Genomic DNA, 25764 nt, shown 5'->3' with positions numbered 1-25764 from the left:
CGCTCATCGGCGGGGTCGATGCCCCCGAAAAAGCACGCCAAGTCCCAGGGCGCGGAGGGCCGTTTGGCGGATCACATCTCGCCCACGGCCACGCGATCAAATCCGCTAGCCCGCTTTTTCGACCATTTCGCGGCGCATGTCACGAAGTGGGCGGGATCGTCGGCGGCATTTGGGCTGGCGCTGGTCACGGTGCTGGTCTGGGCGGCATCCGGTCCGGCCTTCGGCTACTCCGAGACCTGGCAGCTCGTGATCAACACCGGCACAACCATCGTCACCTTCCTGATGGTGTTCCTCATTCAACAGAGCCAGAACAAGGATGCCCGGGCACTGCATCTGAAACTGGACGACCTGCTGATCGCCCTGAACGGCGCCGACGAGGGGCTGGTCGATGCCGAGCGGCTGGACGAGGACAAGCTACTGGCGCTGGCCGCTGCCTGCACCGCGATGGCCAAAAAGCGCACCCGGACCCGGGGGGCGGGCAAGCAAGCACAGGCGCGGGGCGCTACGGGACGGGTCAGGCCGAAGTTGCCCGCGACCGTGCGGGTGCCCCGGCGCGCGGGGGGCGGGCGGCGGCAACTGTCCACCCGCGGCGTCACTCGATCGGCGCCCTCATGACCAGGGCGGTGACCGTGTGCTTCTTCCAGAACACCTGGTGTATCCGTGGCAGCAGCGCCTGCAGCTCGGGTTCGGTCGCCGAGTTGAACGTGACCAGCACCGCGGGGCGCCCGCCCTCGCTGGGCACGCGCTGAACGCGGTCCAGCGACGGAAAGCCGTACTTCAATAGAAATGTCCGGATGTCATCGTCGGACGTGCTGTCGTCCACGTGATTGATCAACAGGGCAGCCATGAGGGATTCTCCGCGGGTCAGAACTTTTCCGGCACGAACCTGAAGGGGTGGTCGGGCTCGATATAGCCTTTGGCTTTTTGTCTTTTTGGCAACTTTATCTTTTCCCTGGGCGTCGCCGTGTAGGGAATGTGCGCGAGCAGGTGGCTGATGATGTTCAGGCGCACGCGCCTCTTGTCGTCGGACCGCCCGACGAACCAGGGCGACGCCGAGGTGTCCGAAGCCCTGAACATGTCATCGCGCGCGCGGGAGTAGTCGTACCAGCGGCTGTACGAATCCAGATCCATTTTTGACAGTTTCCAGATCTTGCGCTCGTCTTTGATGCGCGCTTGCAGACGGCGGGTCTGCTCTTCCTCGCTCACTTCCAGCCAGTACTTGAACAGCAGGATTCCGGAATCGATCATTATCCGCTCGAGCAGCGGCACCCCTTTCAGGAAGGATTCCGCCTGCTCCTGCGTGCAGAAACCCATGACCCGTTCCACGCCCGCCCGGTTGTACCAGCTACGGTCGAAGATCACGACTTCGCCGGCCGCCGGAAAATGCGGGATGTAGCGCTGTATATACATCTGGCTTTTTTCGCGCGCCGTGGGTGTCGGCAGCGCCACCACACGGAAGATGCGCGGGCTGACCCGCTCGGTGATGGCCTTGATCGTTCCGCCCTTACCGGCGCCGTCCCGGCCTTCGAACACGATGCAGACCTTGGCGCCAGTGTGTACGACCCACTCCTGCAGCTTGACCAGCTCCACATGCAGGCGAGCCAGTTCCTTGTCGTACTCTTTGCGGGACAAACCGGTCTGCGCGGGCAGGCCGGCTTCGTCCTTTTCCTGTTTCTTGTCGGCCATCATCGCACTCCGGTAGTTCGGTGCCACGAGCGAAGGCGCCATCAGCGGCCGCCAGATGCCTCTGAATATATTGCCGATCCGCCCGGCAATGTGGGCACGTTACAAATTGAATTACGTTGCTCGGCAGCGTCGTTGCATGGGCGGCGGCGGGCCGGGGCCACCCGCCCGGGTATGGAAATTGCTGTTGGCTTCGGCGGCCACCATCCTGCTGGCCACAGCGAATTCAGGGGTGACGAAAATGACTCCAGCAACTCCCATTCGGCCGGAAACCCCAACCGTGGATTCCGGACCCGGGGCCGCCAAGCCGGCGATCGCCCCGGAACAGTCCCGCCCGGGCCAAGGGGGGAAAGCGCCCGTCGAGCCCTCCAATGCCAGTGAAAACGCCCAAGGCAACGAGGTCCGCGAGGAAGATATTGAACTGACGGACGCCGACGCATCGGATGAACCACCGGCCGGCGGGAAGGCGGATTCCCGAGGTCATCAAGGAGATCAGCCATGATGGAAAAGACCGCAACACTGGGATGGGCCGTCTTGCTGGGCGTGATGTCGAACGTAGCGACGGTGTCGGCCCAGGGCGCGCCGCAGTCGGTGACCGAGGTGCGCGTGGATGTCGCCAAGGTCGAAGCCGGCTACCGCGCCTCGAAAATCAACGGGGCTACCGTCTACAACAGCAAGAAGGAAAAGATCGGCACGATCGATGACCTGATCCTGGGGCCGCCCGACTGGGCGCCGTACGCCGTGCTGTCGGTGGGCGGCCTGCTTGGCGTGGGCAACCATCTTGTCACGGTCCCCCTGGCCAACATGCAGGTGGCGGGTGACCAGTTTCAATTGCCCGACGCAACCAAAGAGACGTTAAAAGCGTTGCCCGAGTTCAAGTACTCGAAATAGCCGCCAGGCACCCGTGCCTGCCGCCGCGCAAGGATAAATATCACCGACACTGGAGCTTCCATGCAGACAGATACCACTGCCGATCTTCCCTATTCCGACTCGCGGTCCGCGTCCCGGACGCGATCCGGGTCCCGGTCGCTGGCAAGCCGGTTGAAGGAAATCGACGATGCCCGTCCGGACTTTCCGGGCGAGCATCTGATCGTATTCGGTGTGGGCGTGCTGCTCATGCTGGCCGGGATGCGAAGCCGCACCGTCCTGCGCCGCGCGGTAATCACGGCGGCGGGGACCGCGTTGGTGGGCCGCGCTGCCAGCGGTACGGGCGGAATCGCGAAAGTCGCCCGCGTGGTCAAGCGGCTGGGCTGATCGATCCGCGCAACGGAGGCTGTCATGGCGTCAAGAACAATTTGGAAAGGGGCGATTTCCTTTGGCCTGGTCCACATACCAGTGGGGCTGCATACCGCCACGACAGAGTCGGGCGTTGACTTCGACTGGCTGGACAAACGCTCGATGGATCCCGTCGGCTACAAGCGCATCAACAAGCGCACCGGCAAAGAGATCGACAAGGACAATATCGTCAAGGGCGTGGAATATGAAGACGGGCAGTACGTCATCGTGTCGCCCGAAGAGATTGCCGATGCCTACCCGCGGACGACGCAGACCATCGAGATCCAGCAGTTCGTGGATGCGGCGGGCGTGCCGTTCGTCTATCTTGAGCGGCCGTACTACGTGGCTCCCATCAACAAAGGCCATAAGGTGTACGCCTTGCTTCGCGACACGTTGGCCAAGACCGGCAAGATCGGCATCGCGCGGGTGGTGATCCAGACCAAGCAGCATCTGGCGGCGCTCATTCCATCCGGCGACGCGCTGGTGCTCAACCTGATGCGCTGGGGAGACGAGGTCAGGCCGGCGGACGGCCTGGATCTGCCCAAGGCCGGCGCCAAGGGCATGAGTCCCAGCGCCAGTGAATTGAAGATGGCCAAGATGCTGGTGGATGACATGTCCGGCGACTGGGATCCCGAACAGTACAAGGACGAATTCAAGGCCGCGGTGATGGAACTGGTGGAAAAGAAGGCGCGGGCGGGCAAAACCGAGACCGTCATCGCTCCCCAGGAAGACGCTCCGGCCTATGCCGACAACGTCATTGACCTCACCGAATTGCTGCAGCGCAGCCTGAAGGGGGGCAAGGCGGCCGGGAAGGCCGCTCCCGCAAGCGCCCCGGCCGACGCCGGCAGCGCGAAAAAGGCCGCTCCACGCAAGACGGCCGCCAAAAAGGCTCCTGCCAAGGGCGCCGCCAAGAGCCCCGCCAAGAGCGCTAAAGCCACCAAGGCCACCAAGGCCACCAACGCGTCGGGCAAGACGCGCAAGGCGGCGTGACAATGGCGGACTCCCTCAAGAAATACCGCGAAAAACGCAATTTCGGGCTGACCTCCGAACCCGAGAGCGGCGGCGAGGCGAACGAGGCCGCGCGCGCCTTCGTGATCCAGAAGCACTGGGCCAGCCGGCTGCACTACGACTTCCGGCTGGAACTGGACGGCGCCATGAAAAGCTGGGCGGTGCCCAAGGGCCCGTGCTACGACCCGGCGGTCAAGCGCATGGCCGTCCAGGTCGAGGATCACCCCATCGCCTACAACCAGTTCGAAGGCCAGATCCCCAAAGGGCAATACGGCGCCGGCAAGGTGATCATCTGGGACGAAGGGAAATGGGCGCCCGTCGGCGATCCGCGCAAGGGATATCGGGAAGGGCACCTGAAATTCGACCTGCAAGGCGTCAAGATGCAGGGCCGATGGGCGCTGGTCCGCCTGAAGGGAAAAGAGACCGAAAAGCAGCCGCCTTGGCTACTGATCAAGGACAGGGACGACTACGCGCGCGCGGAGCGCGAATTCAGCGTCGTGGACGAGATGCCCGACAGTGTGGTGCCGCTGCGAGGCGCGGCGGCTGGCGCGAACAAGGCCCGAGGCGGGCAGGTGCCCGAGGCGCCCGAGGCGTCCGAGGCGCAGCCCCAGGCGCACGTGTTGCCCGGCGAGGCGGCCGAACTGCCCAAGCTGCTCAAGCCGCAATTGGCCACCTTGGTGGATGGCGTGCCGCGCCACGCCGAAGACTGGCTGTATGAAATGAAGTTCGACGGCTATCGGCTGATGGTCCGCATCGACGGCGACGACGTGCGCCTCTACACCCGCAATGGCCATGACTGGAGCGCGAAGCTGCCGCATCTGGTCGAAGCTTTCCGCGGGCTGCCTGCCAAGTGGGCCTGGGTCGATGGGGAAATCGTCATTCTGGACAATGGCGGCGTACCCAGCTTCCAGGCCCTGCAGAACGCGTTCGATGGCGAACGGACCCAGGCCATCATCTTCTACGCCTTCGATCTGCCTTTCATCGGCGGACGGGATCTGCGGGGGGAACCGTTGCGCGTGCGCCGGGCGCTGCTGGCGCAATTGATGGAAACCGCCGAGGGCGACCCGCGCCTTCGGTTCAGCGAGGCCTTCGACGTGCCGCCGGCCGATCTGGTGGCGTCCGCCTGCAAGATGGGCCTGGAAGGCATCATGGCCAAGCGCCAGTCCGCGCCCTATGTATCGCGCCGCACGGATAGCTGGGTCAAGGTCAAGTGCGCAAAGCGCCAGGAATTCGCGATCGTCGGGTATACGGCGCCCAAGGGCGCCCGCGTGGGGCTGGGCGCGCTGCTGCTGGCCGTGCACGAGGCCGATGGCAAACTGCGCTACGCCGGCAAGGTCGGCACCGGATTCGACGACAAGGGGCTGGCCGACCTGCAAAAACGGCTTGCACGCCTTGAAACCGGCGAGAAACCCGTGACGGGCGGCGCCGCTGGCAGGGATGTGCACTGGGTAAAGCCCGAACTGATCGCCGAAGTCTCATTCGGCGACTGGACAAGCTCGGGCCATATCCGCCATTCCGTGTTTCGCGGGCTGCGTCAGGATAAGCCGGTGCGGGCGATCTCGCGCGAGCGGGCGGTTCCCGTCGAGAAGGTCGAGGCGGCGCGGCCGGATCCTGCGCCTGCCGCCAAGGCCGCCGCACGCGCATCGCGTCCGGCGGCGTCCGGGCGTCCAAAGACCGGCAAGCTCACCAACCCGGACCGGGTGATCGACCCCTCCACCAAGCTCACCAAGCTGGATCTTGCCCGGTACTACGGGCTGATAGCGCCCCTGCTGCTCGAACATCTGAAAGGACGGCCGGTGTCGTTCTTGCGCGCGCCCGGCGGGATCCAGGGGGAGTTCTTCTTCCAGAAGCATCTGGAAGCGGCCATGCCCGGAGTCAAGGCGCTGCCGCCCAAGCTGGATCCCGACCACCCGCCCTTGCTCGAGGTGCCCACCCAGGAAGCCATCATGTCCGCCGTCCAGATGAACGTCGTGGAATTCCACACCTGGAATGCCGTCAAGACCTCCATCGGCAAGCCGGACCGGATGCTGTTCGACCTGGACCCGGGAGAGGGCGTGGAATGGGCCTCGATACAGCAGGCCGCGAACCTCGTGCGTGTGCTGCTCCAGGAAATCGGCTTGCAGGCCTGGCTGAAGACCAGCGGCGGCAAGGGGTTGCACGTGGTGGTGCCGCTGCGCAAACAATACGATTGGGACGCCATCAAGGGCTTTTCCCATGCGATCGTCGTGCATCTTTCAAAGACGCTGCCACAACTGTTCGTGGCGAAGAGCGGCCCGAAGAACCGCGTGGGCAAGATCTTTGCGGACTATCTGCGCAATGGCTTTGGCGCCACTACCGTGGCGGCCTGGTCCGCCCGCGCCCGGCCCGGCCTGGGGGTCTCCGTCCCCGTGGCTTGGGACGAATTGGAAAAACTGACCGGGGGCGCGCACTGGACGATCAGCAATATCCACACTCGCCTTGATGCTGGCAACGCACCCTGGGCCGGGTATGCGCCGCAAGCGGCGGGCCGCGCAATGGCGGCGATCGGATTCGAGCCATAGCCATGGCGGGCGCGAGGCCACCCGATGCGCGAAGAGGCGCCATCATGGACCGCCCGGATGGCTACGGGGCCGTCAGCCGCGCCCTGCATTGGATCATGGCGGTGATCCTGGCCTGGCAGTTCACCAGCGCTGCGGTCCGCCAACTTCTGCCCGACACGCCGGTTGAAGACTTCTTCTGGTTCCCGCATACGTCGCTGGGCCTGCTGCTGTTCGTGCTGGTGCTGGCGCGAGGGGCGTGGGCCCTGGCCAACGCGCGCCGTCGGCCTCGGACCGGTCTGGCTGCGCGCATGGGGCATGTGGTCCTGTACCTCCTGATGATCGCCATTCCTACGCTTGGGTTGCTGCGCGCCTACGGCCGGGGGCGCGGATATTCCCCGTTCGGCATCGAAATCTTCAGCCGCAGAGACCAGGAGATCGAAAGCCTGGTCGAGCTCGCCAATGACTGGCATGGACTGCTGGGCTGGACGTTGATCGGCCTGGTGGCCGGCCATGTCCTCATGGCGTTCCTGCACCGCAAGCCGGACGGCTCGCCCGTCCTGACGTATATGACCAAAGGGAAATGAGCAAGGGCCTGCGGCAAGCCGTATAGCTGCACTAGCGCACCTGCGCGTTGCCGCCGTGTGGATATCCGTGCTTACATCGGCAGATTCGCCATGGCGCGGGAAAAGGCTCGGGTCAAATCAGGGAGGTCATCATGGCGCTTAGCGATATGCGCGGCAATCCCGTATCCACGGATGAGCAGTCCTCCCTGGAGGCCTACGAGCAGGCCCAATCCCTGTTCCACGGATACTACGGCGATCCGGTAGGGCTGATCGACCAGGCGCTGGCCGACAACCCCATGTTTGTCATGGGCCACGTCCTCCGCGCCGGCATGTTGATCACGGCCAGCGACCGCTGCGTCGAGCCCATGCTGCGCGAAAGCGTCGAGGCGGCCGAGGCGCTGCACGACATCGCCAATGAACGTGAACGCCGCCACACCGCCGCGGCCCGCGCCTGGCTGAACGGCGAATTCTCGAATGCCCTGCGCCGCTACGCCGACATTCTCATCGAGCACCCGCACGATACGCTGGCCCTGCAGGTCGGCCATATCGGCGACTTTCTGCTCGGCCGCTCGGCGATGCTGCGCGACCGCGTGGCCGGTATTCTGCCGGTCTGGAACAGCCAGATGCCCGCCTACGGCTATGTGCTGGGCATGCATGCCTTCGGACTGGAGGAAACCAATTTCTATGCCCAGGCCGAGGCCCAGGGCAGGCGCGCGCTTGAGTTGAACGCCCGCGATCCCTGGGCTGTCCACGCCGTGGCCCACGTCATGGAAATGCAGGGGCGGGTCGAAGAAGGCATCGAATGGCTGAATGGGCGCCGCGACGACTGGTCCGCGGACAATATGCTGTCCATCCACAACTGGTGGCACCTGGCCCTGTTTCACCTGGACCGCGAGGAGACGGCCGAGGTCCTTGCGCTCTATGACGGCCGGCTGCGGGAATCGTCCACCGGCCAGGTGCTGGATCTGGTCGACGCTTCCGCCATGCTGTGGCGCCTGCTGCTGCGGGGCGTGGACGTGGGGGCGCGCTGGAGCGACCTGGCGCAGGTGTGGCGGGACCGTGGCGGTACGGGCTATTACGCGTTCAACGATGTGCATGCGCTGATGGCGTACCTGGGCGCGGGCGATGGCGCCGCCGCGCAGCAACTGATCGAGGCCATGGAAGCCGCGGCGCAAGACAGCGGCACCAACGCGATGATGACACGCGACGTCGGGCTGCCCGTGGCGCACGCGCTGATCGCCTTCGTGCGCGAAGACTATTCGCTGACCGTGGACCTGCTGCGCGACACGCGCCTCATCGCGCATCGTTTCGGCGGCAGCCATGCGCAGCGCGACGTCCTGGCCCTGACCCTGGTGGAAGCGGCCTTGCGCGGCGGTTTCCGGGCAATGGCCAAGGTCCTGACCGCGGAACGCATGGCCTTGAAGCCCGCCAGCGAAGGCAACCGCAAACTGGCCTCGCGCGCGGCGGCACTGTAGCCCCACTTCCCGTAGCCTCCTCAAACACTTACGATACCGGCAGGCGCTTGGCAGTTTTTGCCGCGCTCGCCCGAATCGACTGGAACGTGACGGCCGCATTTCTACCACGGAGCACCCATGAACGATTACCCAGATACCCTTTTACTGATCGACAATGAATGGCGCGAAGCCCGGGGCGGCGCGCGTATTGACGTAGTAAACCCGGCAACCGGCCTCAAGATCGGCCAGGTCGCCAGTGCCAGCCGCGACGACCTCGATCTTGCGCTGGCGGCGGCGCAGCGTGGCTTCGAGACCTGGCGCGACACCTCCGCCCATGAACGTTGCGCCGTCATGCGCAAGGCGGCCGCGCTGCTGCGCGAGCGCGCGGACTCCGTCGCGCGCCTGCTGACGCAGGAACAGGGCAAGCCGCTGGCGGAAGCGCGCGGAGAGGTCCTGGCCGGCGCCGACATCATCGATTGGTTCGGCAACGAAGCACTGCGTGTCTATGGCCGCATCGTGCCATCGCGCAATCCGGCGGCGCAGCAACTGGTCATCAAGGAACCCGTCGGCCCCGTCGCCGCGTTCACCCCCTGGAACTTCCCGGTCAACCAGATCGTCCGCAAGCTGGGCGCCGCGCTCGCGACGGGCTGCTCGTTCTTGGTGAAGGCGCCGGAAGAGACGCCGGCGTCTCCCGCAGCCCTCCTCAATTGCTTTGTGGACGCCGGCATACCCAAGGGCGTGGTCGGACTGGTATTCGGTTCGCCGTCCGAGATTTCCAGCTACCTGATTCCGCATCCGGTCATCCGCAAGGTCACCTTCACCGGCTCCACGCCGGTGGGCAAGGAACTGGCCGCGCTGGCGGGCCGCCACATGAAGCGCGTCACGATGGAGCTTGGCGGCCACGCCCCGGTCATCATCGCCGAGGACGCCGACGTGGAACTGGCCGTGAAATGCTCCGGCGGCGCCAAGTTCCGTAACGCGGGCCAGGTCTGCATTTCGCCGACGCGCTTCCTGGTGCACAAGAACGTCAAGGCGGCGTTCGAGCAGGCATTCGTCGCGCACGCCGAAAAGCTCAAGCTCGGCGACGGTCTGACCGAAGGCACCACGCTCGGTCCGCTGGCCAATGACCGCCGCCTGGCGGCCATGGACAAGATCGTCAAGAACGCCAGCGAAAAGGGCGCTCGCCTCGCCACCGGCGGTAAGCGGGTGGGCGGCGCCGGCAACTTCTTCGCGCCCACCATCCTTACCGATGTGCCGCTCGAAGCCGACATCTTCAACGAGGAACCCTTCGGCCCGATCGCCGCGATCCGCAGCTTCGAAACCCTGGACGAGGCAATTCGTGAAGCGAATCGCCTGCCTTTCGGGCTGGCCGCCTATGGCTTCACGCGGTCGATCAAAACCGTGCACGAGCTTTCGCGCCGCCTCGAAGTCGGCATGCTGTGGGTAAACCAGCCCGCCACGCCGTCGGCCGAACTGCCGTTCGGCGGCGTCAAGGATTCCGGCTATGGGTCCGAAGGCGGACCGGAAGCGCTGGAGGCCTATCTCGTCACGAAGGCGGTTTCCGTCGTCGGCGTCTGAGACTGGCGGACGCGCGGGATTCGCCGGGCAATGTGGGGCAGGGGACTTGCAACGCAAGCTGTCTGCGTCGATTGCCCCCGGCGGCTCTCATCGGCACCGGCCGGCGCTATGCAAAATGGGGCCGCGAGGCTACCCGAGGCCCGGGCACGGGCCTCTCCATTTGATAAGGGTGCTTACGCACCGTTGCCGGCGTGAGCCGCCTGGCCCAGGTAACTTCTCTTTGAGAATGTCGATTCCGGAGATAGAAGCACCAATGCATTCCACGCCGTCTTACAAAACCGGTGCCCAGCACAAATCCGTGCCCACCTCGCCGATGACTTGGCTGCAAGAGCGCAAGCAGTTCGTCAGGGCGCTCCTGTCCAATCCCGCGGCGATAGGCGCGGTAGCCCCCTCTGGCGCGGCGCTGGCAGCCGCCATTACCGCGTCAATCCAGCCCAAAGCGGGCAAAGTCCTTGAACTCGGCTGCGGGACGGGCGTCTTCACGCGCGAGATGCTGCGTAAAGGCGTGGCGCCTTCCAGCCTGGTCCTGGTCGAGCAGGATTCTGAGATGAGTTCAAGCCTGCGCACGCAATTCCCCGAAGCCGCAGTGCTTCAGGTGTCGGCGCAGGACCTCTCACGGCACAGCCACCCGGAGCTGAATGGAATAGGCGCGGCCATTTGCGGACTTCCTTTGCGCAACATGAGCGGGGCGCTCCACCATAAACTGCTGACCGCGGTGTTCGAGGCCATGCATCCTGGCGGGTCCATGCATTTCTTCACCTATGGGGTGCGCTGTCCGATTTCATCCAGTGTGCTCGACGATTGCGGCTTGCTTGCCCGGCGCGAGCGGTTTGTTCCGCTTAATCTGCCGCCCGCATCCGTATATCGGCTGCACAGGCGCGCTTGAACCGGCGCGCCCGAACCCGAATCCCTGCTGCAAACCGGGCGGTCCGCTCTCGATATTCAGGGCGCGGGATTAGCACGCTATAGTTTCTTGGCATAAAGGTCATAATCGGTTGCGCGGCCCTCCATGGCCAGTTGATACTAGAGCATCGATAAACTGGAGGGTGCGGCAATGCTGGCGGCTATCCAAGAAGAGGGCGCTGCGGCAGCAAGCCAGGGCCTGAGCATTCTGGACTGCCCCTATCTCCGAAGAAACGGGCTGTCCAGCTATACGGGCGCAATAACCCGTGACTGGAGCCTGTGGGTGCAGTCCTGGGAAGATGGCTGGAAAAACGAGCAGCGGCGCCAAATAGAACGGCGGGTATCCGAACTTGAGGGCTACGCGCGCAAACAGGCTGAAAGGGTGCGGCAATTGGATGACCGATTGCGGGAATTGAGCGAACAGAAAGCACGGCTACGCATTCATGGGCTGCAATCGGAAGCAGACTTCCAGCATAACGCCGACCTCGATGTCCAGATAAATGCGGTGTCGGACATGCATTTTGCGGCGTACAACAAGCTTCAGCACTATGGCCAAAGAATGTACCAGGCCATGGAAATGGCGGCCGACCTGAAGCGGAAAATTCTGAATATCTCGATCAATAACGTCTAGAGGCTGGCATGGCAGTACAGTGTCGGCCGCTGGGCTGTGGGTCGCGGGCTGTTATCCGCGGGCTGGGGGGCGCGGACCTGCGGCGCGCCCAACCCTTACTGCGCCGCCAGTTTGCCACTTAGCGTAAGAAAGTCGAATCCCGCTAACATGCAGTGCTTCCGGAATAGGACACAATCGTCATTCATGGACCGCAGGATGGCTTGAACCTCCGACGTCTGCGTGAAATTCCCAAGATGATCGAAGCGTTCGATGACATCGTTCATCAGGGCATCCTGCATGCGCGCATTGGATTGAATCTGCGCCATCTGATGCAGGTATTCCGAACCGGCCAAGCTGTATTCAGCCTGTTTGCGGATGAAATGCATGACCTCCTGAGCGCACGCGCCGATCGTGTTCAGCACTCGTCTAATGCGGCCCAGCTTGAATGGAATGCAGGCTTCGCTTTCATCGCGGCGGGTGAACGGAATGCCGGGCATCGGCGTGCGAGGCAAGGCGATTTCTTCTCCGATGCGTTCGGTCAACGTACGCGTGAAGGCAAGATGCATGCCTGAAATCGGCAGCATTTCTTCCAGTTGAGGACTGAGCAGACGTGCACCGTTGTCGGCAATAATGGGCTCTTCGTTGCCGATCTTTCCTTCCCAGGACTCCAGCAGCAATGTGGCGACGTGAATCTGGTAGATGGTGCTGCCGAGCTTGTGCTGCCGACCACCATTTTCAGCGCCACTTTCCAGTAAATACATCAGGAATACTGAATTTATACTGATTTCATGCCTTATGTTGGCAATGCTCTCCGCATAGATTTCGGTGGCCATGTCATGGTTTAGAGTGGGTTGCGACGGTGGGCAGGCGCGAGTGCGCAAGCAGGGATGTCAAGCGGGTTTGTTGGCCTGGATCTTCTGCCAAATGGGGTCCGCCATCAGTTTGGATAGCCATTGGTCGCGAATTTTCAGCATGTCCTCGGTCATGGGGGACCCCAAACCATGAACAAGATTGCCTTCGATGGCGCCGGACATGGAATCCACGAATGCGGCCTGAAGTTCGGGCGTGTCATGCAAAACCGTACTGAGTCCGATCACGACGGTTCTCAATGCCTCGATTTCGACGTAGGTTTTCATCAGGGTTTCAGCCAGCTTTTCGACTGTCTGGGCCAATGTCAACATTAATTCTTGTTCATTGCTTTCCAACGGACTTGCTCCCAAAGGGGTGGATCGTGAATGCAGCAGGGCGCCTGGAGCGGAAGCGTCCAGGGCGGAGAATTCAGGCGCCTTCATTGCTGCAGGACTGGCCCTTCGATGTGGTTGAATAAGCCCACCAGCTTGCGCAGATGCGACGCCTGTTCGCGCATGGCAATGGCAAGGTCCGTTGCGTCGTCGGCAAGCTTGGCGTTTTCGCGAGTATTGCGGTCCAGCCCGCCGATGACCTCATTCACGCCGGCGATGCGCGTGCTTTGTTCTCCGCTGGTCACGGCGATTTCGCCCATGATCGCCGACACCTCTTTCACGCTGGCGACGACCTCTTTCATCGTCGCGCCGGCATGATCCGCCAAGGAGCGCCCGGCCTGGGCGTTCTCTACGGCGGCGGTGATCAAGACCTTGATTTCCTTGGCGGCGGATGCCGAGCGCTGGGCGAGCGAGCGCACCTCGGCGGCCACGACCGCAAACCCGCGTCCTTGTTCGCCCGCGCGCGCGGCCTCTACGGCGGCGTTCAAGGCCAGGATGTTTGTCTGAAATGCGATGCTGTCGATGACGCCGATGATTTCAGAGACGCGCTGGGACGAGTCGTCAATCTTGCTCATGGTCAGAACGACTTCGGCCACGACGGAACCGCCTCTTACCGCCACTTCCGACGCGGAGGCCACCAGGCGCGTGGCCTGAGTCACATTGCTTTCGTTCGTATCCAGAATCGCCGTCAGCTCACCCATGTAGGACGTGGTCTGCATGAGCGAGGCTGCCTGGGTCTCGGTTCTTGCACTGAGGTCTCGGTTGCCGGCCACGAGCGCCGCAGCGTCGTTGGCGATGAGGTCGGTGCCGCGCCGGACGTCCGAGACGATGCTTACCAGGCTGTCCCGCATGTTCGAGATGGAACGGATCACGCCACCGGAATGCGCGCGCCGGGTGTCTATGCCGACCAGCAGATTGCCTCGCGCAATATTAGAGGCGATCGCGCTGAGTTCATTGGGCTCGGCGCCCAGCGCGCGCCGCAGCGAACGGATGATCAATCCGGCGATCAATATGCCCAGGGCGGCGCTGAGCAGGGTGATGCCTATCATGAACGTTTGAAAGCCGGCGGCGACGCTCCGTGCGGTGGACGACTCGGCCTGATTCATGCGTTCCTGCAGGTCGATGAACTGATTTATCCTGGCCAGCCATTCAATGAATGCGGGCCGGGCTTGCTGCAGCATCAGAGTGACAGCCGCCTCTTGCGCGCCGGCCTTTCTAAGGTCGATAACGCGCTGGATCAGCGGCAGCGTGCGTGATTCGGTGTCCTTGATACTGGCTAGGATCTGTTTTTCTTCTTCTGTGATATCGGTGCGCTCGGCGAACATCCTGTCCAGCAGTTGCGCGGACGCGGCATAGGCGGCCGCCAGGCTTGCGATGTCTTTTACATGGGAATCCGTGCTGTCCGGCGCAGCCAGCACCACGTCCCGAAGGCTGATCGCCCGGTCATGGACGCTGCCACGGAAATTGATCGCGTAGCGTTGTTTGACGCTGTTTACGTCGCCGATGGTGGCCAGTGAATTGGATATGGCATTGACACGGGTAATCCCGATTGCCGTCAAAACGCACATCATCAAAAGGACAAGCGCGAACCCAAGAATAATGCGCGATTTCAGGGTAAGCTTGGAAATGTGGCGAAATGACATATCAAAATAATAGATGGTGAATTGCTGGCTGGAGATTTTTCATTATTGGAAGAAATGTCCCCATGGGATGTCCGCAAAATAGCGGCTGCATTTTTTTGGGATAATATGGCGTTTCTATCGGTAAAAATAATTCAAATAGCGAATCCAGCTATATCGGATTTTGATATCAGCACATACTTGCAGATGGCGCGTCAGCGTCTTCCCCGCATCGCATGCCACCGCGCCACGGCGTGAATCCGCGCCTTCAGTGATTCATCAGCGACAAAGATGCCGCCGTAGGAAATGGGGCGTCTTCACGCTCGACAGCCTGAGTCACTTTCTTCAGGCATTCCAGCAACAGGCTCAGTGAGGGTTCGCGCTTGCGGTGCGCGGCAAAGAAGCAGCCCACCTGGCCGTAGGCAAGATCCTCGCCCACGTCGACCTCCTTGATCATCCCGCTCTGCACGAAATGCCCCGCGACGGCGGCCGGCAGCAACGAGAGCGTCTGGTTGTCCTGCATCAGGGCGATATTCGTGAGGATGGAGGCGGACTCGATGAAGTCGGTGGGCGGTGTCATTCCGGCCTTGGCGAATACATTCTCGGCGCAGTTGCGAAACACGGATTCCCGAGGCGGCAGGATCCAGGGATAGGCATGCATGAGGTCCCAGGGCCGGGTCTCCAGGGCGTGCAGCGGGTGCTTGGCCCCGGCCACCACCGACAGCCTTTCCTGGTACAAGGGCACGACCGTAAGATCGCCAACATTGGCGCGCCAACCCCAATCGTCGGGGATGCGTCCGACGACCATATCAAGTTCTCCTACTTGCAGCACGGACAGCAACTGGTTCATCTGCCCCACGCGCAACGATATGAGCAGGCTTGGGGCCCGCTGCCTGACCAGATGCAGCGCCTGCGGAATGGCCGACATGGACGCGGATGTCAGGGAGCCCACCAGCATGTAGCCCGAGGTGCCACGGCGATAGGCTTCGACGTCGTCGTTCAGCGCGCGCAGGTCCGCGAGCATGGAACGGGCGCGGCGCGATATGAGTTCACCCAGTTCGGTCGCGGTGACACCGCGGTTTCCGCGCACCAGCAGGGGGGCTTGAAAAAAATACTCAAGCTCTTGAACGATTTTCGTGAGAGAAGGCTGAGTGATATTCAAGGCGCCGGCGGCCTTGACCAGAGAACCACTCGCGACGATTTGGTCGAAAACAACCAGTTGATAGAACTTCACCTTCCGGGCGAGCGAAACGGTCGAGTGTTTCATGACGTAGAAGTCCAGAAAATCGAATACAGAAAATAACGCTCGTTATATTGCTTCCGGGAACTGCGAGACCTGATCGGGGGTATGGGACGCCAGCATTTATTCAAATGGGTATCGACGGCTAGGTTTCTGATCATGGCTGATTGCATGCCGTTCTCTTTGTTATGGGATGTTGGGGAAAACGCCGTTGGGTCGATATTCAGAAAGCTCGAACCGGCTGCGATGTTTGTTGTGCCTGAATATTTCAAGATGCTGCCAATTACGCTAATTTTCTTCTGTCCAGAAAATTCTAGGTTTTACGGCTCATTGCCACTAATTGATAAAATGCATATCTCTATTCCCTATAAGAATATTTGGGGCGGCGTTGGGCTTGAAATTGCCCCGTCAAAAAAATAAAACTGGAAAATACGCGATGGACTACCGCGGAAATCGTGCAATGACGAGATGCGGGCACCGCCGACCAATCCCGCATTCCGAGGCGGATTTTCTGCGTAGGTACGCGTTGAGTGGATGGAATACCCCCAACGTACGCGCGCATCCCGCCAATCAGGCGAAATAGGACCGAGTCAGGGGTTGTGGGGGATAGCGAGTGCCGCAGGGGCGGCAAGCCAGAGAACCTGTGCGACTTGCGAGATTCGGCAAGCAGGCCGGGCTATGGATGAGGCTTTTTGCCCTCGTTGAGTATCACCCGATTGCGTCCATACGCTTTGGCCGAATATAAGAGCTGGTCCGCCTTGCCAAAGAGAATGCTGGTATTGCATTCTTCGTGTATGCGCGAAACAGCAACACCGAAGCTCGCCGTGATCTGGAACGAGCTTCCGGGTTTGTAAATAATCTGCCGGTTCTGGATATTCAGCCGCAGCCTATGCGCGATTCCGTCCGCCTCGGTGGTGCTGCCGACGAAGCAGACCACACAGAACTCCTCACCGCCGACGCGCGCCATGATGTCGATCTTGCGGCAGCTTTCCCGGCATATTTCTCCTATGGCGGCCAGGGCACTGTCGCCCGCCATGTGGCCATAGCTGTCATTGACCTCTTTGAAATGGTCGATATCAAAAAGTATGAATGCGAGCAGCTTGCTGGAGTCGCGCCAGCCGTCAATGAATTCCGCGACGCATTTTTCGAATGCCCGTCTGTTCAACAGGCCGGTGAGATGATCGGTTTCAGACAGTTTGATTAAATTTTCAATCAATTCGTCTCGGCGGGTTTCCAGGTCTCGTTTGAAGTCTATGTGCTCCTTCAGCGAGGACAATGTACTGAACAACTCTCGGGTGACGCCGTTATAGTTGGTGGGGGAAGGCATCTGGATGCCCGCGTCTTCCCGAATAAATCCGCGGATGATCTTGTTCGCAACCCGAAATGGATGCACGATCCTGTTCCAGAAGCTGATCAATCCGCAGATCAGGCATACCGAAAGCGCAACGGCCGCCACGACGGCAAGGATGAATTGGGTTTCCAGCAGCGTTGCGTGCTGATCCACCTTTATCAAGGTATCTCTAAGCAGGCCGTTCCGGAGAGTGGCCAGGGCCCCGATAGTAGTGGCGTACTGGCGGTTCATCTCGACGATAGTGGCATCGCCCGGCGGGGATTGTGTCAGGCTTTCCAGCAGACCCGCCATATATGCCTGGCCCTGGACATAGGCGCGCGATTGGATCGAGGCATCCGCCAGCGTCTGCAGGTCCGGGCGGTGCTGCACGGCCGCCCCGATGATGGCCACGAGTTTTTGGGTGCGGGCCAGCGCGCGGTGGGCGTGGACCAATTCGCTTTCGGATAAATGCCTGCGCCCCATCAGTGCGGGCATGAGACTGGATCTGAGTTGTTCCGCGCGTTCGTACAGTTCGCCTAGGTAGGCAAGCAGTGCCAGTTCTTCGCTGATGTCGATGGGCGCGCTCCAGGCTGCGCTGATCTGGTTGGCCACAATGGTCATGATGGGAGGCTGGACCGACGTAATTGCCTGCATGAGCGAATCGATGTTTCGGCCGCCTTCTGGGCGGGCGCTCATGCTCAGATACTCGTCCGCATGCAGCCGGAAGGCGGCCAGCGCGGATGCCAATTCGATCATCCTTGCCTTGCCGGTTCTGCACCACACGCACTGCGCTGACGTCAGCAGTTCTTCCAGATGGGTAATCGCGGTATCGGTCTCGAAGCGCGCCAGGCCCAACCCGAGCGGTTCCCGGGCTTCGATTTCCCATGCCTCCAAGGTCAATGTGGCCTCGCGCGTGAGCTCTTCCATGGTTTGCAAGCCGGCCCCGACGACGCGCAGGCTACGGCGGGTTTGTTCCTTGTCGACGTACGACAGCCAGGTCGCGTTTATTCCAAAATATACGATGGCCAACAGCGAAACCAGGACAACCGCGGCGTACGCGATGTAAGTCCGGGTTAATGACCGGAAGGAGCCGGCATCGCCGGGCGGGCCTGTAGCGATTTCGAGAGTAGGGTGTGTACGACTGTCCTTTGCCGGTCTCATTTCAAGCTGCCGCGGCGGGGTCGAGCGTGGGCGCCACGGCCTTGCGGGACAGGACCAGACGGATCAGCCTGTCCAGGGGCAGGGGTTTCGAGAACAGATACCCTTGCCCATAGTCGCAGCCCTGGGAGCGCAGATATTCAAGCTGCGCCTGGTCTTCCACGCCTTCGGCCACGACGGGAATGTTCATGCTGTTCGCAAGCAGAAGGTAGCCCTTGACGATGGCCTGGTGCTTGGCATCATTGATGACTTCAGCAATGAAACCGCGATCGATCTTCAGCTTGTTGAACGACAGTTCAAGCAGCGTTCTCGGAGACGAGTATCCAATTCCGAAATCGTCGATCGAAACCAGCACGCCGCGGCCCTGCAGGGTCGAAATGTGATTCCTGGCCTTGGCGAGGTCGTCGAAGGCGACCGTCTCGGTGACTTCGAGTTCCAGCCTGTTGGGCGGAATTGAAGCATTCTTGATCGCGCCGATCACGATATCGGCGAAGTTCTCGCGCATGAATGAACTGGCGCTTATGTTCACGGCGACCGGCACGTCCAGCACGCCGGCGTCAATGAGCGCTTTGTTGTCGGCGCAGGCGCGGTGCAGCACCCAGTCGTTGATCATGCGCATGAGCCCCGAACGCTCAGCCAATGGAATGAATACGTCCGGAGATATCATGCCGTTATCGCCGTCATGCCATCGCAGCAAGGCCTCCATGCCCGTGATGCGCTCGGTCGTGAGCGATACCTGCACCTGATAATGAAGCTCGAACGAGCCGTCCTGTACCGCCTTGCGCAGGTTTTCCAGCAGGGACTGCTCCCGCTGGAGCGTTTCGCGCATCGTGGGGTGAAAGACCTGCGCGCTGCCCTCGTTGCCGCTCGACTGGAACATCGCCACCGTGGCGTCGCTGATGATTTCGTCGGGAGTCGGCGTGCGATTCAAGCTGGCGCAACCCTGCACGCTCAATCCGATGTTGGCCTTGACGTGAAATTCGGCCCCGTTCAGCAGCACGGGTTCGGCGAGGCGTTTGGCCAACTGCCGGGCCAGCACCTTCGGGCGAAGATTATTGGTGGGATGGACGGATAGATAGACGAACTCGGCGCCGCTGATCCTTGCCACGATGTCCCCACCGTGCGCGTGGCGCTTGAGCCGGTCGGCGAGTTCGCAAAGGACTTTGTCGCCTATGCTGTGTCCGATCGCTACGTTGACCTCTTTCATGCCTTCCAGGTAGATCAGCACGGCCACCAACTGCCGGCCGGTTGCCGTCAGTTCCTTGAGGCTTCTTGCGATGTGCGCGTGCAGATAGGTCCGGTTTGCGCAGCCCGTCAAAGCGTCGTAGCTCGACAGAAAGCGTATCCGTTCAATCGCGCGGTAGCCTTCGGTGGTGTCGTGGCAGATCCCCATGAGCAGGCTCTGGTTCCGCACGGTGAACTCGCCGATGCTCATGTGCAGGGGGAATTCGCAATCGCCCTTGTTCCTGCCGGTGAGTTCTCGGCTTTTGCCCACGACATGCCGTGCGCTGCGCGCCGGCCTGTTTCGCTTGAACTCCTGCGCTTTCAGGACGGCGTGATCCGGAATCAGAAACGATATGTGCTTTCCCGAGAGCTCTTGGGATTCATAACCGAAGAGTTTTTCTCCGGCGGGATTCAGGGCGATTATCTGCCCGTCGATGGTCATGATGATAATGCCGGCAGGCGCGCTTTCGAACACAAAATCCGGAATATCAAAGCGGTCCAGATTGCGGGATTCGATGCGGACGGACGAGCTGCTCATGATGGGTGCCTCAAGGTAGGGGCGGCTCTTCCCGGGGTTGTTGTTCTTTTTGATCCAGGTTCAGCTTGCGTTCTTATGCTAGTAATAACCGCAGCGCGTGAACAATTCATAAACGGAATGATGCTATCCGCCCGTTGAATATCCTTGGTTTTCAAGGGCCGAGCAGATGTTTTCCTGGTTTCTTAGCCTGTTCCGAAGCAGGTTATTCCGTCAGTCAATATTGATATTCTTTTTTCGAATCCTTCACGCCGTGGTAAGTCAATCCGATTGGGCTACAGTTTCTTGCCAGGTACGCCAACCGAATACTTGAATGTGGAGACACAATGCGAGTCGCGGAGCACTACATCAATGGCAGATGGATAGACGGATTGGATGGCAAGCGTGCCTACGGCCTGGCTCATGATCCGGCCTCGTCGGAACCATTTTCAAAGTACGCGAAGGCCGAGCATGCGGAAATCGAAGCCGCCATCGATGCCGCGAGCCACGCCTTTTTCGATACCGAGTGGGCCCACTGCAGCGCCATGCGCGCTGACGTCCTGATGGAGTTCTCCGCCTGTCTAGGCCGGCGCAGGCATCAAATCGCGGATTGCATGGTGTCGCTCAGCGGTTGCCTCAGACGCGAGGCGCTTGCCGAGATCCAAACAGCAGAATCCGATCTGAAGTATTACGCGGGTCTGGCGCGGAACATTTTCGGGCGCACCATCGACACCGCACAGGGATATCGCAGCGTCTTGACCTTTCAGCCGATAGGCGTCGTTGCCGCAATCCTGCCCTGGAACGCGCCGATTGCCGCATTGGCCAATGTGCTGGGACAGGCGCTTGCTAGCGGTTGCGCCGTTGTTGTCTCGCCCCATTGCCAAACCGCCTTGGCCCATAATCTGGCGCTGGAATGCCTGACGATCGACCCTCGTCTGCCGGAGGGCATCGTCAATTCGGTGATCGAATCCGGCGCCTCTTTTTCGGATGCCTTTTGCAGATCCGCGAATGTAGACTTGGTCTGGTTTACGGGCGGCGCGACATCAGGCAGAAATCTGGCAAGCAGCGCAGCGGCCAATTTCAAACCCTTTGCGCTTAACCTGGATAAAAAGGCGCTCGCCATTGTGTTCCAGGACCAAGCCACCCAAGCCACGGTCAGCGCGGTCACGGCCGCGAGTCTGACCAGCGCGGGACAAAGTGGACAATTGCGCAGCGCCATCGGTCACGTACTGATAGAAGAGGGCGCTTACGACGCTTTTGTCTCGCTGTTGGGCGATGCCTTCCGAGCGGTGCGTGTGGGTCCGGGGCAGGACCCTCGGTCGCAAATGGGGTGCATGATCGGTAAAGACCAGCGTGACCGGATCGCGGCGCATGTCGAAAGCCTGCGCGCGTCTAGCCGGGTCTTTATCCAGGGACGAATCCCGGAAGGCCCCCTGTCCGTGGGGGCTTACATCGAACCCAGCCTGGTTGAGGTCAGGGCGGCGGTTCCGGCTGACCCTCAGATGGAACCCTGCGGTCCGGTGCTGTATGTCGAGAGCTTTCGGGGAGAAGACCAGGTGCTGGGCCGCGCCAACGCGTTGCGTGACGCGGGAGGTGTCAGTATCTGGTCGGCGGATTCCAAGCGCAACGAGCGCCTGGGTAGCCGGCTGAGATTCGCGACGGTCAGGGCCAATATTTCCAACCCCTCTATCGAAGCCGCCGCCCGGATTGGCGGCGGACTCGGCATGTTCGGCGGGGCCGCCTGCATGGACGGCTTACAGGCTTTTCTGGACGGCAGAAGCTATCACACGGAAACGGAAGCGTAGATCACCGCCGTTTCGGCGCCCGCCCGTCATCGCGAGCGTTGTTGCGGTCTAGAAGGATTCCCAATCGTCGCTTCCGGTGGATGGGGTGGCTGCTGTCAGCCTTGCGGCGGGTCCGGGCGTCATCGTGCTTCGCGTGTGCCTGCCGCTGCCTGCAGCGGCGTCCCGATTGATCGGCAGGCTTGGCCGCGCCAGGGCCTTTTCCTGGGAGCCCCCGGGCTGCACGACGCGAAGGTCTTTGGCGGCCACATCGATGATTTCGCTGGAATGCGTCTTGAAGACGTCCATGGCGCCGGCCAGGGCCCTGGCTTGTTCTTCCAGGGAACTGGCCGCTGCCGCCGCCTGCTCAACCAAGGCCGCGTTCTTTTGCGTCATCTGGTCCATCTGGGTGACGGCGCGATTGACCTGGTCAATGCCCAGGGACTGCTCTTGCGAGGCAGCCGAGATCTCACCCATGATGTCGGTCACTCGGGACACGGAGGTCACGATTTCGGTCATGGTGACGCCCGCAAGTTCCACATGGCGCGATCCGCCGTCCACGGCGGTGACGGACTCCAGAATCAGGGTCTTGATTTCTTTCGCCGCCTGCGCGCTGCGTTGCGCAAGGCTGCGGACTTCTCCGGCCACCACCGCGAATCCCTTGCCCTGGTCTCCCGCGCGCGCGGCCTCCACGGCGGCGTTCAGCGCCAGGATGTTGGTTTGAAACGCGATGCCATCGATGACAGAAACGATCTCCGCGATGCGATGCGAACTGGCGGAAATGTTCTGCATCGTGCTGACGACCTCGGAGACAACGGTTGCGCCGCGTTCCGCGACCGACGCCGCGCTGGAGGCCAGTTGATTGGCCTGCCGGGCGTTGTCTGCGTTCTGCTTGACGGTCACCGACAGTTGCTCCATTGATGCGGCAGTCTGCTCCAGCGACGCGGCCTGTTGTTCGGTGCGGCCCGAAAGATCCATGTTGCCGGCTGCGATTTCGCGCACGCTGGTGTTGATTTCGTCGACGCCGTGGCGTACCGACGATACCGTGCGCGTGAGGCTCTCTTGCATCTGGCGGATGGCGACAAAGAGGTGGCCGATTTCATTTTGGGTCTTGTTTTCGATGCGTCCCGTGAAGTCGCCTTCGGAAATCCGGTCGAAATGGTGCCCGGCTTCCACGAGGGGACGCAGGACGATGCGGTTCACAAATATCCAGCCGGCGAATGCCAGGGCCAGGCCCAACACAAGGGTTGCGATGGTGACGATGCGCGCGTTGGCGTGCTCGCGCGATGCGGTTGCGGCCATATGCTCGGTGCGCTGGTCGATGATTTCCAGCACTTCGGCGTTATGCGCGCTGAATACCTGCCCGCGCTTGCGGGACGTTTCGTCCAGCGCAAGGTAGCGGTCGGTGTCCTTGGCCTTCAAGGCGTTCATCTGCAAAGCGACCGCGTCGATATAGGCGTGGTACGCTTTTTCGAGTTGCGCGATCTGAGGGGACGTCGCCGAGGCGTTCTTGCGCGCGTTCTTCATGAACGCGCTGAAGTTCTGTTCCAGTAACTGAAGTGCGCTCTCGCTGGCCTGGATGCCGGCGGCAACCTGGCCTTCCTTGCCCGCCAGAAGGTCATTGAAGGCGCTGGCCAGATTGACGCGGGCCCGAAGCAACTGGAGGTACGCGGCGCTCAGTTCGGCCGACTGTCCCTTGTATGCCTCTTTGACTTCGGCAAGGTTTTCGTTGCTTGTGTCGAGACTTCTCCAGGCGACGGCGTTTGATACGACCATTGCGCCTGCCAGCAGGCACAACAGCAATGCCGCGAACGTGCGGACGCTTAGTTTATTGAACATATTATTTATACCTATCAGCCTTGATTATGTTGCCGCGTATTATTTGTGGCGAAGCGTTGGAGAAGAGGGTGGGGTGTTCAGGTGCGCGGTTGCATTTTTTTTCCGGCGTCCACGGGCATGAGTACCGACAGCCATTCGTTTCTGAGCCGCTGCATTTCCGGGGAATAGCCGATTTCATCGCTACGTTTTGCGTCGTCCTGCATCGACAGCTCAAAATGCCTGTTCAGGGGTTCGCGCAGAGCCGGTGAACTGGAAACCGTGCATGTGATTCCGATTATTGCGGTTCTAAGGGCTTCAACCTTGAGGTGCTGCTTGATAATCAAGTCGGCAAGGACGCCGACCGTCTCGGTCATTGTCAGCAGAATATTTCTTTCCATCATTTGTCCATAATTGAGGGCCCCCTGGAGTTGGGGTTTGCTGCTTGCCTCCTGCCTGTCTTGAGGATCGGCGTTTTATTATCTATGCTTGTGCCGAGAGACGCTGATCACTATAGACAAGCGGCCTGTCTCTGATAAATCGAATTACGGAATTTCGGTATAGTCGATTAGAATAGTTGGGAGCGATTCCCCGTGGAATAATGGCAATCCATTGATTTTGGTGTGGCCTTCTGAGGGGCACTGGCCCCGCGGCCTTAGCCGGCCATCCGCCGCGCCAGCGCCCGCGCATAAAAATGTCAGACGACATGAAGTCCTACGCGGGTGATTTATTAAATGAACGGGTAATTGCTTTGGAATCGAACATGAATCACACGAGCTGGGCGTCGGATCGTCCCTCCAGCTCCATGGGCCGCAGGCAAGCGCAAAGCTATACGCCGCCTGGCAGCAAGCGGACAATGTCCGCTCGCCGCAACGGCATGCCGCATTGGCTTGTCGCATTCTCCGTGGCTGGACAACGCGATATCGTGAATGTATTGACCTACGCGCGTGACGAGCGCGGCGCCGTAAACGCCGCCGTGACTGCATTGGTCGGCACGGACCATACCCTTCTATGGGCATTCGAAACGCTCGACCGGGACAAGGTGCAGGATCTGCTGACGGCAGCCATGATGCGCGAAAGAAATGCCGGAATGGGCAGGGATCCCGCCGACGAGGCGCGGGCCCGCGCTGACATCGCGCGTTTTCGGCGCGAGCTGACCGTCCTGGAGCAGTCCAGATTTGTCTGAATGGGATTATCGGCGCGGCGCTATGTTGCGCTGCGCCGCTTCATGGTTTTGCCGAAGCGACGGTTTTGGCCGTCAATTTTTCATATTCAGGTAGCCACGGCTTGCGCTGTCCTTCAGGCACTGCATGAATACGGTCAAACCACGGGCAGGCTCGCGGTTCGCGGCAAGAAAGTATCCGATTTCACCGTAATCCAGCACTTCGCCCGCGTCGATGATCCTCAACATGCCAGCGCGTATGAATGGATCGATGATGCCTTTTACCGTCAATGCCAGGGTGCTGTTGTTTTGAAGCAGCCCAATATTGGCCAACAAGGAAGTCGATTCCATCATGCTCGTGGGCAAGGGCATGCCAACGCGCGAAAACAAGCTCTCGGCAAGCTGCCGAAGCGGGGTGTCCGGCGGCGGAAGCAGCCACGGAAATTCGTGCATTTGCGGCCATGTATGCGGGCCGCCCCTTGCAAGCGGATGGTTCACGCCCGCCACGACGCAGAACATTTCCCGATAAAGCGGCGCCGCGAGAAGCTCCGTTGCGTCCGGATGCCATTGCCAGTTTTCCGGAATTCGGCCAACGATGATATCGAGCTCTCCGGCCTTCAGTTGCGACGACAGTTGCGCCATCTGGCCCCGGCGGACCGAGACAACCAACTTGGGAGCCCGTTCCCGTAGCAAATCCAATGCGCAGGGAATGATCGAAGCGGATTCCGAATTCAGCGACCCCACGGTAATGCGGCCCAACGTGCCGCCATGATAGGCATCGATGTCGTCATGCAGCCTGCGCACGCCGGCAAGAACCGGGCGCAGGCGGCGCGAGACCAAACCGCCCAGTTCGGTGACGCTCACCCCTCGACGGCTGCGGATCAGCAAAGGGGCCTTGAAATAGTATTCAAGCTCTTGAACGATTTTCGTGACCGACGACTGGGACAGGTTCAGGCTCGCTGCCGCTTTGACCAAGGAGCCCGTTTCGACAATTTGGCCAAACACGGCCAATTGATAGAACTTCACTTTGCGCGAGAGAGAGACGTCGGAGCGATTCATGGAATCTGCGCGGGCGCGTCCTGGCGGA

24 protein-coding genes are annotated in these 25764 nt (G+C 61.1%); 13 read left to right on the top strand and 11 right to left on the bottom strand.

Annotation, left to right across the window (positions count from 1 at the left end; genetic code table 11):
• Window positions 1–18: 18 nt before the first annotated feature.
• The gene (locus tag ASE30_RS08725) at window positions 19–615 is read left to right on the top strand and encodes a low affinity iron permease family protein (RefSeq protein ID WP_082601524.1); all 597 of its coding nucleotides are present in this window, start codon (window positions 19–21) and stop codon (window positions 613–615) included.
• Here the strand turns inward: ASE30_RS08725 and ASE30_RS08720 are convergent.
• Together ASE30_RS08720 and ppk2 are read right to left on the bottom strand one after the other, a co-directional pair.
• Entirely contained in the window at window positions 593–847 is a 255-nt protein-coding gene (locus tag ASE30_RS08720; RefSeq protein WP_057283905.1) for a hypothetical protein, read from the bottom strand. The genes ASE30_RS08725 and ASE30_RS08720 overlap by 23 nt on opposite strands.
• 17 nt (window positions 848–864) lie before the next feature.
• Window positions 865–1686 (bottom strand): polyphosphate kinase 2, encoded by an 822-nt coding sequence (ppk2, locus tag ASE30_RS08715; RefSeq protein WP_200964414.1) that lies wholly within the window; start codon window positions 1684–1686, stop codon window positions 865–867.
• Window positions 1687–2181: 495 nt separating this feature from the next.
• Here ppk2 and ASE30_RS08710 point away from each other — a divergent pair, with 495 nt between their 5' ends.
• From ASE30_RS08710 to ASE30_RS08670, 9 genes are all read left to right on the top strand, one after another.
• A complete protein-coding gene (locus tag ASE30_RS08710; protein WP_057283903.1) occupies window positions 2182–2574 on the top strand; it encodes a PRC-barrel domain-containing protein in 393 nt (130 codons plus the stop codon).
• Window positions 2575–2634: 60 nt separating this feature from the next.
• Window positions 2635–2937: a hypothetical protein gene (locus ASE30_RS08705; protein ID WP_057283902.1), complete on the top strand. Its 303-nt coding sequence runs from the start codon at window positions 2635–2637 to the stop codon at window positions 2935–2937.
• 24 nt (window positions 2938–2961) lie between these two features.
• Window positions 2962–3948 carry a Ku protein gene (locus ASE30_RS08700; protein WP_057283901.1) on the top strand — a complete coding sequence of 329 codons (987 nt, stop codon included), beginning with the start codon at window positions 2962–2964 and terminating at the stop codon, window positions 3946–3948.
• Between the two features lie 2 nt (window positions 3949–3950).
• The gene (ligD, locus tag ASE30_RS08695; protein ID WP_057283900.1) at window positions 3951–6506 is read left to right on the top strand and encodes a DNA ligase D; all 2556 of its coding nucleotides are present in this window, start codon (window positions 3951–3953) and stop codon (window positions 6504–6506) included.
• A gap of 44 nt (window positions 6507–6550) precedes the next feature.
• Window positions 6551–7069, top strand: a complete 519-nt coding sequence (locus ASE30_RS08690; RefSeq protein ID WP_057283899.1) for a cytochrome b — start codon at window positions 6551–6553, stop codon at window positions 7067–7069.
• A gap of 131 nt (window positions 7070–7200) precedes the next feature.
• Entirely contained in the window at window positions 7201–8523 is a 1323-nt protein-coding gene (locus tag ASE30_RS08685) for a tetratricopeptide repeat protein (RefSeq protein ID WP_057283898.1), read from the top strand.
• Window positions 8524–8640: 117 nt separating this feature from the next.
• Complete coding sequence (locus ASE30_RS08680; RefSeq protein ID WP_057283897.1) at window positions 8641–10080, top strand: NAD-dependent succinate-semialdehyde dehydrogenase; 1440 nt, start codon at window positions 8641–8643, stop codon at window positions 10078–10080.
• 253 nt (window positions 10081–10333) lie between these two features.
• Complete coding sequence (locus ASE30_RS08675) at window positions 10334–10966, top strand: class I SAM-dependent methyltransferase (RefSeq protein ID WP_057283896.1); 633 nt, start codon at window positions 10334–10336, stop codon at window positions 10964–10966.
• A gap of 168 nt (window positions 10967–11134) precedes the next feature.
• Complete coding sequence (locus tag ASE30_RS08670) at window positions 11135–11614, top strand: CrpP-related protein (protein WP_057283895.1); 480 nt, start codon at window positions 11135–11137, stop codon at window positions 11612–11614.
• A 95-nt stretch (window positions 11615–11709) separates the two neighbouring features.
• On the opposite strand, the gene ASE30_RS08665 is transcribed toward ASE30_RS08670, so the two are convergent.
• The 4 genes from ASE30_RS08665 to ASE30_RS08650 all read right to left on the bottom strand — a co-directional run bounded on the left by ASE30_RS08665 (window position 11710) and on the right by ASE30_RS08650 (window position 15720).
• The gene (locus ASE30_RS08665; RefSeq protein ID WP_156407591.1) at window positions 11710–12426 is read right to left on the bottom strand and encodes a hypothetical protein; all 717 of its coding nucleotides are present in this window, start codon (window positions 12424–12426) and stop codon (window positions 11710–11712) included.
• 57 nt (window positions 12427–12483) lie between these two features.
• Window positions 12484–12885: a hypothetical protein gene (locus ASE30_RS08660; protein ID WP_156407590.1), complete on the bottom strand. Its 402-nt coding sequence runs from the start codon at window positions 12883–12885 to the stop codon at window positions 12484–12486.
• Complete coding sequence (locus tag ASE30_RS08655) at window positions 12882–14477, bottom strand: methyl-accepting chemotaxis protein (RefSeq protein WP_057283892.1); 1596 nt, start codon at window positions 14475–14477, stop codon at window positions 12882–12884. The genes ASE30_RS08660 and ASE30_RS08655 overlap by 4 nt, the downstream gene beginning before the upstream one ends.
• 244 nt (window positions 14478–14721) lie before the next feature.
• The gene (locus tag ASE30_RS08650) at window positions 14722–15720 is read right to left on the bottom strand and encodes a LysR substrate-binding domain-containing protein (RefSeq protein WP_057283891.1); all 999 of its coding nucleotides are present in this window, start codon (window positions 15718–15720) and stop codon (window positions 14722–14724) included.
• A 132-nt stretch (window positions 15721–15852) separates the two neighbouring features.
• On the opposite strand from ASE30_RS08650, the gene ASE30_RS28910 reads away from it, so the two are divergent.
• Window positions 15853–16113, top strand: a complete 261-nt coding sequence (locus ASE30_RS28910) for a hypothetical protein (protein ID WP_156407589.1) — start codon at window positions 15853–15855, stop codon at window positions 16111–16113.
• Between the two features lie 256 nt (window positions 16114–16369).
• Here ASE30_RS28910 and ASE30_RS08645 read toward each other — a convergent pair whose 3' ends face one another.
• Window positions 16370–18052: a diguanylate cyclase gene (locus tag ASE30_RS08645; protein WP_057283890.1), complete on the bottom strand. Its 1683-nt coding sequence runs from the start codon at window positions 18050–18052 to the stop codon at window positions 16370–16372.
• Window positions 18053–18185: 133 nt separating this feature from the next.
• Complete coding sequence (locus ASE30_RS08640; protein WP_057283889.1) at window positions 18186–19943, bottom strand: bifunctional diguanylate cyclase/phosphodiesterase; 1758 nt, start codon at window positions 19941–19943, stop codon at window positions 18186–18188.
• A gap of 323 nt (window positions 19944–20266) precedes the next feature.
• Between ASE30_RS08640 and ASE30_RS08635 the strand changes: the two genes are divergently transcribed.
• Window positions 20267–21724: an aldehyde dehydrogenase family protein gene (locus tag ASE30_RS08635; RefSeq protein ID WP_057283888.1), complete on the top strand. Its 1458-nt coding sequence runs from the start codon at window positions 20267–20269 to the stop codon at window positions 21722–21724.
• Between the two features lie 48 nt (window positions 21725–21772).
• Here ASE30_RS08635 and ASE30_RS29795 read toward each other — a convergent pair whose 3' ends face one another.
• Together ASE30_RS29795 and ASE30_RS08625 are read right to left on the bottom strand one after the other, a co-directional pair.
• On the bottom strand, window positions 21773–23539 hold the full coding sequence (locus ASE30_RS29795; protein WP_057283887.1) for a methyl-accepting chemotaxis protein: 1767 nt from the start codon (window positions 23537–23539) through the stop codon (window positions 21773–21775).
• A 77-nt stretch (window positions 23540–23616) separates the two neighbouring features.
• Window positions 23617–23916 carry a hypothetical protein gene (locus tag ASE30_RS08625; protein WP_162259914.1) on the bottom strand — a complete coding sequence of 100 codons (300 nt, stop codon included), beginning with the start codon at window positions 23914–23916 and terminating at the stop codon, window positions 23617–23619.
• Window positions 23917–24209: 293 nt separating this feature from the next.
• Here ASE30_RS08625 and ASE30_RS08620 point away from each other — a divergent pair, with 293 nt between their 5' ends.
• Window positions 24210–24701, top strand: a complete 492-nt coding sequence (locus ASE30_RS08620) for a hypothetical protein (RefSeq protein WP_156407588.1) — start codon at window positions 24210–24212, stop codon at window positions 24699–24701.
• A gap of 72 nt (window positions 24702–24773) precedes the next feature.
• Here ASE30_RS08620 and ASE30_RS08615 read toward each other — a convergent pair whose 3' ends face one another.
• Window positions 24774–25736 (bottom strand): LysR substrate-binding domain-containing protein, encoded by a 963-nt coding sequence (locus tag ASE30_RS08615; RefSeq protein WP_057283884.1) that lies wholly within the window; start codon window positions 25734–25736, stop codon window positions 24774–24776.
• Between the last annotated feature and the right edge of the window lie 28 nt (window positions 25737–25764).

Source organism: Achromobacter sp. Root83, from assembly GCF_001428845.1.
GTDB lineage: Bacteria > Pseudomonadota > Gammaproteobacteria > Burkholderiales > Burkholderiaceae_B > Achromobacter.
Note: the sequence above shows the minus strand (reverse complement) of the source record. Positions and strands in the feature narration are given on the sequence as shown.